Annotated in this window: 10 protein-coding genes; 9 read left to right on the forward strand and 1 reads right to left on the reverse strand. The window is 67.7% G+C overall.

Going from position 1 to position 9933, the window contains the following annotated elements; all coding sequences use genetic code 11:
• From VFL64_RS03570 to VFL64_RS03595, 6 genes are all read left to right on the forward strand, one after another.
• On the forward strand, positions 1 to 1623 hold a 1623-nt coding region (locus tag VFL64_RS03570), incomplete at its 5' end, for an enoyl-CoA hydratase/isomerase family protein (RefSeq protein WP_489539011.1).
• A 26-nt stretch (positions 1624 to 1649) separates the two neighbouring features.
• On the forward strand, positions 1650 to 2846 hold the full coding sequence (locus VFL64_RS03575; protein ID WP_489539012.1) for an acetyl-CoA C-acyltransferase: 1197 nt from the start codon (positions 1650 to 1652) through the stop codon (positions 2844 to 2846).
• A gap of 11 nt (positions 2847 to 2857) precedes the next feature.
• On the forward strand, positions 2858 to 3397 hold the full coding sequence (locus VFL64_RS03580; protein ID WP_489539013.1) for a DUF1569 domain-containing protein: 540 nt from the start codon (positions 2858 to 2860) through the stop codon (positions 3395 to 3397).
• Positions 3398 to 3542: 145 nt separating this feature from the next.
• Positions 3543 to 4415 carry an alpha/beta hydrolase family protein gene (locus tag VFL64_RS03585; RefSeq protein WP_489539014.1) on the forward strand — a complete coding sequence of 291 codons (873 nt, stop codon included), beginning with the start codon at positions 3543 to 3545 and terminating at the stop codon, positions 4413 to 4415.
• Between the two features lie 31 nt (positions 4416 to 4446).
• Positions 4447 to 5214, forward strand: coding sequence for an enoyl-CoA hydratase (locus VFL64_RS03590; protein ID WP_489539015.1), 768 nt, complete (start codon positions 4447 to 4449; stop codon positions 5212 to 5214).
• Positions 5215 to 5263: 49 nt separating this feature from the next.
• Positions 5264 to 6049, forward strand: coding sequence for an SGNH/GDSL hydrolase family protein (locus VFL64_RS03595; protein WP_489539016.1), 786 nt, complete (start codon positions 5264 to 5266; stop codon positions 6047 to 6049).
• On the opposite strand, the gene VFL64_RS03600 is transcribed toward VFL64_RS03595, so the two are convergent.
• Positions 6050 to 6451 carry an acyl-CoA thioesterase gene (locus tag VFL64_RS03600; RefSeq protein WP_489539017.1) on the reverse strand — a complete coding sequence of 134 codons (402 nt, stop codon included), beginning with the start codon at positions 6449 to 6451 and terminating at the stop codon, positions 6050 to 6052.
• Positions 6452 to 6519: 68 nt separating this feature from the next.
• On the opposite strand from VFL64_RS03600, the gene VFL64_RS03605 reads away from it, so the two are divergent.
• The 3 genes from VFL64_RS03605 to VFL64_RS03615 all read left to right on the forward strand — a co-directional run.
• On the forward strand, positions 6520 to 8364 hold the full coding sequence (locus tag VFL64_RS03605; protein ID WP_489539018.1) for an ABCB family ABC transporter ATP-binding protein/permease: 1845 nt from the start codon (positions 6520 to 6522) through the stop codon (positions 8362 to 8364).
• On the forward strand, positions 8345 to 9259 hold the full coding sequence (locus tag VFL64_RS03610; RefSeq protein WP_489539019.1) for a LysR substrate-binding domain-containing protein: 915 nt from the start codon (positions 8345 to 8347) through the stop codon (positions 9257 to 9259). The genes VFL64_RS03605 and VFL64_RS03610 overlap by 20 nt, the downstream gene beginning before the upstream one ends.
• A gap of 152 nt (positions 9260 to 9411) precedes the next feature.
• On the forward strand, positions 9412 to 9933 hold a 522-nt coding region (locus tag VFL64_RS03615), incomplete at its 3' end, for a transporter substrate-binding domain-containing protein (protein ID WP_489539020.1).

Below are 9933 nucleotides of genomic sequence, written 5' to 3' on the forward strand. Positions count from 1 at the left end.
CTGCAGGACAACCTGAAGGACGACCCGTTCTACCCCAGCTACGCGACGCCCGCCGTCGTCGGCCGCCTCATCGAGCAGGGCGCGCTGGGCCAGAAGTCGGGCGCCGGCTTCTACAAGAAGGTCGGCAAGGACATCCTGCGCTTCGAGCTCGCGAGCCAGGACTACGTGCCGGCCGGCGAGAAGGCCGACGAGGTCTACGGCCGCATGCTGAAGAAGCCGGCGGCGCAGCGGCTCGAACTGCTGCGGAATTCGACCGGGGCGCAGGGCCAGTTCCTGTGGTCCATCCTGCGCAACGGCTTCCACTACGCCGCCGTGCACCTGGCCGACGTGGCCGATTCGGCGCGCGAGATCGATCTGGCCCTGCGCTGGGGCTTCGGCATGAGCCAAGGCCCGTTCGAGCTGTGGCAACAGGCCGGCTGGAAGCAGGTCGCTGAATGGGTGAAGGCCGACATCGATGCCGGCAAGGCGCTCAGCAAGGCGCCGCTGCCCGCCTGGGTGTTTGATGGCCGCGAGGGCGTGCACACCGCCGAAGGCTCGTGGAGCGCTTCGCAAAACAAGTACCTGCCCAAGAGCACGCTGCCCGTCTACGAGCGCCAGCACTTCCCCGAGTCGCTGTTCGGCGCCGGTGCGACCGACCCGCTCAAGGCCGGCACGCAGGAGTTCAAGAACGACGAAGTGCGCGTCTGGACACTCGACGGCGAGGTGCTCATCGCCACCATCACCGCCAAGCTGCACCTGATCAGCCCGACCGTGACCGAAGGCCTGCTCAAGGCCGTCGAGATCGCCGAAGCCAAGTACAAGGGCCTGGTGATCTGGTCGCCGGACGACGTGTTCTCGGCCGGCGCCAACCTCGAGGCGCTGATGCCCGTCTTCATGAAGAGCGGCGCCAAGGGCATCGCCCCCGAAGAGAAGAAGCTGCAGGACGCCATGCTGCGCATCCGCTACGCCAGCGTGCCGGTGGTCTCCGCCATTCGCGGCATCGCCCTGGGCGGTGGCTGCGAACTGGCCGTCTACTCGGCCAAGCGCGTCGCCGCGATGGAAAGCTACATGGGTCTGGTGGAAGTGGGCGTGGGCCTGATCCCGGGCGGCGGCGGCCTGACCTACATCGCCCGCCGTGCGGCCGAGATGGCCTCGGCCGGCAACGCCAATGCCGACATCCTCAAGTTCCTGACCGACGGCTTCACCGCCGCGGCCATGGCCAAGGTGGGCACCAGCGCGATCGAGAACCGCAAGAACGGCTACCTGCTGTGGAGCGACATCGTCGTGCCGAACAAGGACGAACTGCTGTACGTCGCCACTCAGCAGGCCAAGAGCCTGTACGAGAGCGGCTACCGCGCTCCGGCGAAGGCACTGTTCCCGGTGGCCGGCCGCAATGGCATCGCCACCATCAAGGCGCAGCTGGTCAACATGCGCGATGGCGGCTTCATCAGCCAGCACGACTTCTACATCGGCTCGCTGATTGCCGACGTGGTCTGCGGCGGTGACGTCGATGCCGGCTCGCTGGTCAGCGAGGAGTACCTGATGGCGCTGGAGCGCAAGCACTTCTGCGGTCTCTTGGAGAACCCCAAGACCCAGGAACGGATCATGGGCATGCTCTCGACCGGCAAGCCGGTGCGCAACTAAACAGCGGCCTCACAAGGAACCACATCATGAGCAAGCAAGTTCAAGACGCCTACATCGTCGCCGCCACCCGCACGCCCATCGGCCGCTCGGGCCGGGGCTACTTCCAGAACACCCGCCCCGACGACCTGTTGATTGCCGCCATCCGCAGCGCGCTGGCCCAGGCTCCCGGCCTCGACCCGGCCGCGATCGAAGACGCGATCATCGGCTGCTCCTTCCCCGAGGGCGAGCAGGGCATGAACATGGCGCGCATCGCCGCCGGCCTGGCCCTGCCCAAGCCGGTGGGCGGCGTGACCGTCAACCGCTTCTGCGCTTCGGGCGTGACCGCCATCCAGATGGCGGCCGACCGCATCCGCGTGGGCGAGGCCGACCTCCTGATCGCCGGTGGCGCCGAGTCCATGAGCCTCGTGCCCATGGGCGGCAACAAGCCCTCGTTCAACCCCGAGATCTTCGCCAAGGACGAGAACATCGGCATCGCCTACGGCATGGGCCTGACCGCCGAGAAGGTGGCTGCCCAGTGGAAGGTCACGCGCGAAGCGCAGGACGCCTTCGCGCTCGAATCGCACCAGCGCGCGCTCAAGGCCATCCAGGCCGGCGAGTTCAAGGACGAGATCACGCCGATCGACGTCATCTCGCGCGTGCCCAACCTCGCCACGGGCGAGCAGGTCGCGAAGAAGCGCACCGTCGACATCGACGAAGGCCCGCGCCCCGACACCTCGCTCGAAGGCCTGGCCAAGCTGAAGCCCGTGTTCGCCGCCAAGGGCAGCGTGACGGCCGGCAACAGCTCGCAAACGAGCGACGGCGCCGGCGCGCTGATCCTCGCGAGCGAGAAGGCCGTGAAGCAGTTCGGTCTCAAGCCGCTGGCCCGCTTCGTGAGCTTCGCCGCGCGCGGCGTGCCGCCCGAGATCATGGGCATCGGCCCGATCGAAGCCATCCCCGCGGCGCTCAAGTACGCCGGCCTGACCAAGGACCAGATCGACTGGATCGAGCTGAACGAAGCCTTCGCCGCGCAATCGCTCGCCGTGCTCAACACCCTCGACCTGGACCCGAAGAAGGTCAACCCGATGGGCGGCGCGATTGCGCTCGGCCACCCGCTGGGCGCCACCGGTGCCATCCGCGCGGCGACGGTCGTGCACGCACTGCGTCGTCACAACCTGAAGTACGGCATGGTCACGATGTGCATTGGCACAGGCCAGGGCGCGGCCGGCATCTTCGAGCGCGTCTGACGCGCAAGCCCATGCAGCGCGGGCGCCGCATCGCTCTCCTCGGCCTTGGTGCTGTGGCGGTCGGCGCACCTGCGCTGTGGTGGGCGGCCCGGCCGGCGGCGCTGCAGTCGCAGGCCTTCGATTCCATCGAGGCGGCCTTGCGCACCCTCGCGGCCCTCAAGGTCACGCCCGTGGCCATGGGCGGGGCCTGGGACCTGGCGCATGTGCTGCACCACGCGGCGCAGAGCGTCGAGTACTCGCTGCAAGGCTTTCCCGAACTCAAGCCCGGCTGGTTCCGCGCGAGCGTGGGGCCAGCCGCGGCCACCGTGTTCTCGGCGCGCGGCCGCATGAAGCATTCGCTGACCGAGCCGATTCCCGGCGCGCCCGACATCGCGCAGGGCCAGGCGCTGGGGCCGGCTGTCGACCGGGCCATCGCGGCGCTGCAGGCTTTCGAGCGGCACAGCGGTCCGCTGCACCCGCATTTCGCCTACGGCGAGCTCCGCAAGGACGACTACCGCCGCGCGCACCTCATGCACTTCGCGAACCACTGGCAAGAGGTGGTGGTGGGATGAAGGGCATGCGGAGATCGAGCAAGGCTTCGATACCTCAGCCCGAACGGGCTGTTTGTGTTCGCTGCCCGCATACCACCAACCGCTCAGGCTGAGGTATCGAAGCCCCGCACCGGCGTCGCATCCGCTGACAGTCACAGGAGGACCCATGCACGTATTCGAGTTCCAGGCCCCGGACGGATTCACGCTGCAGGGCCGCCTCTACGGCAACCCCGCGCAATGCCACTCCGCGGTGCTCATCGTGCCCGCCATGGGCGTGCCGCAGCGCTTCTACGCAGAGTTCGCCGAGTGGCTGGTGCAGCAAGGCCACGCCGTGGTGAGCTTCGACTACCGTGGCATGGGCGAGTCGCGCCCAACCCAGATGAAGGCCTCGCTGCGCGGGCTCCACGCCGACATCAACACCTGGGCCGAGCAGGACACCTCGGCCGCGCTGGCGTGGCTGGACGCGCAGGTGCCTCCGCAGACGCCCATCCACTGGCTGGGCCACAGCCTGGGCGGGCAGATCTTCGGCATGGTGCCCAACCGCGACCGCGTGTCGCGTGTGGTCACCATCGGCGTGGGCACCGGCTACTGGCTGCGCAACGCCGCCAAGGCGCGGGCCTATGTGTGGTGGCTGTGGTTCGTCGTCGCGCCGCTGGCGATGAAGCTGTACGGCTACTTCCCCGGCAAGCGCCTGAAGAAGGTGGGTGACCTGCCGCTGGGCGTGATGCGCCAATGGCGCCGCGCCTGTCTCGACCGCGACTACCTGGTGGGCGTGGGCGGCGCGAAGATGCGCGCCGACTATGCGGCCATCCGCAACCCCATCCTCTCGCTCTCGTTCACCGACGACGAGTACATGTCGGCGCGCAACACGGCCGACATGCACGCCTTTTACGCCAGCGCCCCGCGCGAGATGCGCCGCTTCGCCCCGCAGGACGTGGGCGAGAAGCGCATCGGCCACTTCGGCTTCTTCCGCCAGCGCTTTGCGCCCACGCTGTGGCCGCAGGTGTCGCAGTGGCTGGCGCTGCATACTTCCCCCTGACGCCCTTTTCTTTGGATTTCCTGGAGACACCATGACCATCAAGACCGCGCTGTTGAACGGCGTCTACACCATCGAGATCGCCCGCCCCGAGAAGAAGAACGCCATCACCGGCGCGATGTACACCGCCATGGCCGAAGCGCTCGACGCGGCCAAGGCCGATGGCGCCGTGCGCAGCGTGCTGATCACCGGCCAGCCCGGCATCTTCACCTCGGGCAACGACCTCGAAGACTTCATGAAGCGCTCCGGCGGCATCAGCGAATCGCCGGCGCGCGTGTTCATGAACGCGCTGATCGGCTGCGACAAGCCGGTGATCGCCGCAGTCACCGGCGCGGCCATTGGCATCGGCACCACCATGCTGCTGCACTGCGACTTCGTCTACGTCTCCGACGAGGCCCGCCTGTCCATGCCTTTCGTGAGCCTGGGCCTGGTGCCCGAGTTCGCCTCCAGCCACCTGGTGCCGCAGCTCATGGGCCAGCGCCGCGCCGCCGAGAAGCTGCTGCTGGGCGACCCCTTCACCGGCGCCGACGCGGTGGACTGCGGCATCGCCACCGCGGTGTTGCCGGCCAGCGAGGTGGCGCCGCACGCGCGTCGCGTGGCCGAGCGCTTCAACGCGCTGCCGCCGGGTGCGGTGCGCGCCAGCAAGCGGCTCATGCGTGGCAACGCCGTCACGGAGCAACTTTTCAAGACGATTGACGGCGAGAATGCGGTGTTCGCAGAGCGGCTGACCAGCCCCGAGGCCAAGGAAGCCTTCAGCGCCTTCTTCCAGAAGCGCAAGCCCGACTTCTCACAGTTCTCTTGATCCAGACGGCGCATCACACTCCCTTCCCAGCTCACCGCGGAGGCCGCGGGTGAGCCCCTGGCTGCTCAATGCGGTCAAGCTCACGCTGCTGCCGCTGCTGCTGTGGCAGGGCCAGCAGGTGAGGCGTCGTGCCACCCGTCTGCCCGAAGCCGAAGGCCCGCGCGAAGGCGTGGCCGGCACCGGCAAGGTGGCCCTGCGGCTGCTCATCGTGGGCGACTCGTCGGCCGCCGGCGTGGGCGCCGAGAACCAGACGCAGGCCCTGGCCGGTCGCCTGAGCGAGGCGCTCTCCCAGCGCGTGGGGGGTTCGGTGGTGTGGCAGCTCATCGCCCGCACGGGCGACACCACCCTGCAATCGCTGGAGGCCCTGCGCACGCTGCAGTTGCACCCGGCTGACGTGATGGTCACCGCGCTGGGCCTGAACGACGTGGTGGCCCAGGTGCCGCCGCGCCGCTGGTTGGTGCGCCTGAATCAGCTCAACCGCACGGCGGCCAAGCGCGCCGGTGTGAAGCACGTGGTGCACAGCGGGGTGCCGCCCTTGCAGATCTTCCCGCTGCTGCCCAACCCGCTGCGCTGGGTGCTGGCGGCCGATGCGCAGCGCTACAACCAGGCCCTCGCAGGTTGGGTGAAGCGCACGCCCGACCGCTGGTGGCTGCCGCTACCGATGGAAGAAGACGAGCCCCTGCCCGACACCAGCGTGCTGATGGCCGAAGACGGCTTCCACCCCGGCCCGGCGCTCTATGCCCTGTGGGCCGAGCAGCTTGCCGGCATGATCTACCGCGAGATCGTGCCGCGACTGCCCGAGACGCTGCCGACGCGGCGGACGACACCGCGCTGATCAGTCGCGCGGGATCTCGCGCGGCTTGCCGTGGTCGTCGATGGCCACGTAGGTGAGGTTGGCCTCGGTCACCTTCACCACTTCCAGCTTGGCCGGGTTGCGCTCGGCATAGACCTCCACGTGCACCGTGATCGAGGTGCGGCCGATGCGTTCGACCTTGGCGTACAGGCTCAGCAGGTCGCCCATCGACACCGGCTGCTTGAAGATGAACTGGTTGACCGCCACGGTGGCGATGCGGCCCTTGGCGATGCGGTTGGGCAGCACCGAGCCGGCCAGGTCGACCTGCGCCATGATCCAGCCGCCGAAGATGTCGCCGTTGCCGTTGGCATCGGCCGGCATGGGCATGACGCGCATCACGAGGTCCATGTCGGTGGGCAGGCTGAGGGGGGCGATGTCGGTCATGGTGCGGGCCGCAAGGGATTGGGTCGAGGCTGCATTGTGAGCCCGTGGCTGCTGGCACACTCGCCCGCATGCGCCGTTCTTCCGCCATTTCTTCACCATCTCCCGACCTCAGTACACCGGCTGTCGCGCCACGCTCCGACTGGGGCACCTTGCGCAAGCTCTTCCCCTACCTGTGGCAGTACCGCTGGCGCGTGTTGATCGCGCTGGCCTTCATGGTGGGGGCCAAGCTGGCCAACGTGGGCGTGCCGCTGCTGCTCAAGTCGCTGGTCGACAGCCTGTCGCTGCAGCCGGGCGACGTGCGTGCGTTGATGGTCGTGCCCATCGGCCTGCTGCTGGCGTATGGCGGTCTGCGCCTGTCGACCTCGCTCTTCACCGAGCTGCGCGAGCTGATCTTCGCCAAGGCCACCGAAGGCACGGCGCGCAGCATCTCGCTCAACGTCTTCCGCCACCTGCATTCGCTCAGCCTGCGCTTCCACCTGGAGCGGCAGACCGGCGGCATGACGCGCGACATCGAGCGCGGCACGCGCGCCGTGCACTCGCTCATCTCGTACTCGCTCTACAGCATCGTGCCCACGCTGATCGAGGTGGTGATGGTGCTCACGCTGCTGGCGGTGAAGTTCGACGCCTGGTTCGCCTGGATCACCATCGCCGCGCTGATGGTCTACGTCACTTTCACCATCACCGTCACCAACTGGCGCACGCAGTTCCGCAAGCAGATGAACGAGCTCGACTCGGTGAGCCACACGCGCGCCATCGACTCGCTGCTCAACTACGAGACCGTCAAGTACTTCAACAACGAGGCCTTCGAGACGCGGCGCTACGACGAAAGCCTGGAGCGCCTGCGCAAGGCCTCGCTCAAGTCGCAGACCACGCTGTCCATCCTCAACACCGGGCAGCAGCTCATCATCGCCATCGGGCTGGTGGCGATGCTGTGGCGCGCCACGTTGGGCGTGGTCGACGGCCGGATGACGCTGGGTGACCTGGTGATGATCAACGCCTTCATGATCCAGCTCTACATCCCGCTCAACTTCCTGGGCGTGCTGTACCGCGAGATCAAGCAGAGCCTGCTCGATCTCGACAAGATGTTCGGCCTGCTGGAGCGCGAGCGCGAGGTGGCCGACGCGCCCGGCGCCACGGCGCTGCAGGTGACGCACGGCGACGTGAAGTTCGATCACGTGAGCTTTGCCTACGAGCCGGCGCGGCCGATCCTGCACGACCTGAGCTTCGAGATCCCGGCGGGCAAGACGGTGGCGGTGGTCGGCCCCTCGGGTTCGGGCAAGAGCACGCTGGCGCGCCTGCTGTTTCGCTTCTACGACGTGAACCAAGGCGCCATCACCATCGACGGGCAGGACATCCGGCAGGTGACGCAGGCGAGCCTGCGCCAGGCCATCGGCATCGTGCCGCAGGACACCGTGCTCTTCAACGACACCGTGGCCTACAACATCGCCTACGGCCGTGCGGGCGCCAGCCAGGCCGAGGTGGAGGCTGCGGCCAGGGCGGCGCGCATCCACGACTTCATCGTCTCCACACCCAAGGGTTACGAGACGGCGGTGGGTGAGCGCGGGCTCAAGCTCAGTGGCGGCGAGAAGCAGCGCGTAGCCATCGCCCGCACGCTGCTCAAGAACCCGCCGATCATGATCTTCGACGAGGCCACCTCGGCGCTCGACTCCGCCAACGAGCGCGCCATCCAGGCCGAGCTGCAGGGCGTGGCGCGCAACAAGACGGCTCTGGTGATCGCGCACCGCCTGTCCACCGTGGTCGATGCGCACCAGATCCTGGTGATGGAGCAGGGCCGCATCCTCGAGCGCGGCACGCACGCCGAGCTGCTGGCGCGCGACGGGCGCTATGCTGAAATGTGGCGCCTGCAGCAAAGCGGCCAAGACCCGGAGGACGATGGAAACCAAATGGCTTGAAGACTTCGTGAGCCTGGCCGAGACGCACAGCTTCTCGCGCTCGGCCCAGCTGCGCCACGTCACGCAGCCGGCGTTCTCGCGCCGCATCCAGGCGCTCGAAGCCTGGGCCGGCATCGACCTGGTCGACCGCTCGTCCTACCCCACGCGGCTCACGCCGGCCGGCGAGACCTTCCGCTCGCAGGCGCTGGAGATCCTGGGCGCGTTGCAGACCACGCGCAACATGATGCACAGCCACCAGGTGGCTGGGCAGGACATGATCGAGTTTGCCGTGCCGCATTCGCTGGCCGTCACCTTCTTCCCGCACTGGGTGATGGACCTGCGCCAGCGCTTCGGTGCACTCAAGAGCCGGCTGATGGCGCTCAACGTGCACGACGCGGTGATGCTGCTCGCCGAAGGCAGCTGCGACCTGCTGATCGCCTACCACCACCCGAGCCAGCCACTGCAGCTCAACCCAGACCGCTACGAGATGCTCAAGGTGGGCGAGGAGACGATCGCCCCCTATGCCAAGGCCGATGCCAACGGCCAGCCGCTCTTTCGCCTACCGGCCAAGCCGGGCGAGAAGGTGCCCTTCCTCAGCTACGCCTCGGGCGCCTACCTGGGCCGCCTGGTCGAGCAGATCGTCAAGCTCTCGCCGGCGCCGCTGCTGCTCGAATCCATCTACGAGACCGACATGGCCGAGGGCCTCAAGGCCATGGCCCTCGAGGGCCATGGCCTGGCCTTCCTGCCAAACAGCTCGGTCGAGAAGGAGATGCGCAACAACCGTCTGGTGCGGGCTTCGGCGCCAGGCACCTGCGAGCTCTCGATGGAGGTGCGCATCTACCGTGAGCGGCCCGAGATGGCCCGCCACACCAAGCCCGGCGCCCAGGCGCTGTGGGACTTCCTGCGCACCGCCTGAGCTGGCCCGCGGCGTGCATGGCAGGTTGAGGCGCATCGCCGTACATTCGCGTTTCCCTAAGTGGTTTCGCGTAGACCCCGATCCATAGAATCCCGTTGTTGGCTGACCGGCCCGTTTCCCGATTCTTTGATTCCTAACCCGAAGGAGTTTCCATGAAGAAAACCCTGCTCGCCCTTGCTGCCACCCTGGCATTCGGCGCGGCCCATGCCGAAGACACGCTGAAGAAGATCAAGGACAGCGCCTCCATCACCCTGGGCGCGCGCGAGTCGTCCGGCGCCCTGGCCTACACGCTGGGCGATGGCAAGTACGTCGGCTTCCACACCGAGATGGCCGAGCGCATCGCCAAGGACCTGCAAAAGCAGCTCGGCCTGGCCAAGCTCGACGTGAAGTTCCAGCCCGTCACCTCGCAAAACCGCATTCCGCTGGTGCAGAACGGCACCGTCGACCTGGAGTGCGGCTCCACCACCAACAACGCCACCCGCCAGAAGGATGTGTCCTTCGCCGTGACGACCTACGTCGAGGAAGTGCGCATTGCCACCAAGGCCAACTCGGGCATCAACTCCATCAAGGACCTGGTCGGCAAGACGGTCGCCACCACCACCGGCACGACCTCGGTGCAGACGCTGCGCAAGCACGAGCGCGCCAATGGCGTCGACTTCAAGGAGCTGTTCGGC

The organism is Rhizobacter sp., from assembly GCF_035702065.1.
Taxonomy (GTDB): Bacteria; Pseudomonadota; Gammaproteobacteria; order Burkholderiales; family Burkholderiaceae_C; genus Rhizobacter.